General features: G+C 40.6%; 1 protein-coding gene and 1 pseudogene. Both read left to right on the top strand.

The window, feature by feature from the left end:
- Positions 1-113, top strand: a 113-nt coding sequence (locus R7R24_RS31030; RefSeq protein ID WP_411978851.1) for a DUF6079 family protein, incomplete at its 5' end; no start/stop codon positions are given.
- A 62-nt stretch (positions 114-175) separates the two neighbouring features.
- Positions 176-554: pseudogene (locus R7R24_RS29510) on the top strand (DNA methylase); the annotation flags it as partial.

The following is a 554-nucleotide window of genomic DNA, read 5'->3' as shown; positions in this document are numbered from 1 at the left end:
TAGGTAAAGGAACGCCGCAAACATTGGATGATGTTAAAGCTCGCTTTGATGAACTGCTTAATAAGCATTGCAAAGGCAAAGATAGCAGCAAAGTGCGAATCATTATTGATTAATCCAATTTTAACCTAATCACAAGAAGCCAGTGTGAGTTACTGGCTTCTATCGAGAGTAAATAATGAATCAAGAAAACCTGTTTGGTGCTGAAAACGAAAAAAAAGACTCTGGGCCAGTAGATTGCCTGGGGATGACTTTTGAGAGTGATGAAGCTCGACGTACTCATTTCATCGAACAACTGCGTGAGAAATTAAAAGATCCAGAATTTAGATCGATTGAAGGCTTTCCTATTGGCACGGATGAAGCTATTTTGGATTTGTCAGATCCACCATACTACACGGCTTGCCCAAATCCTTGGCTTAATGATTTTATTGCACTTTGGGAGTCTCGAAAAATTAACCATGAGATTAATTATCATCGTGAACCGTTCGCTGCTGATGTGAGTGAAGGAAAAGGAGACCCGATCTATAATGCGCACTCATACCACACCAAAGTACCGC

The sequence above is a fragment of the Vibrio sp. 704 genome, assembly GCF_033339295.1.
The sequence above is the reverse complement of the archived record's forward strand: the minus strand, read 5'-3'. Positions and strand labels throughout refer to the sequence as shown.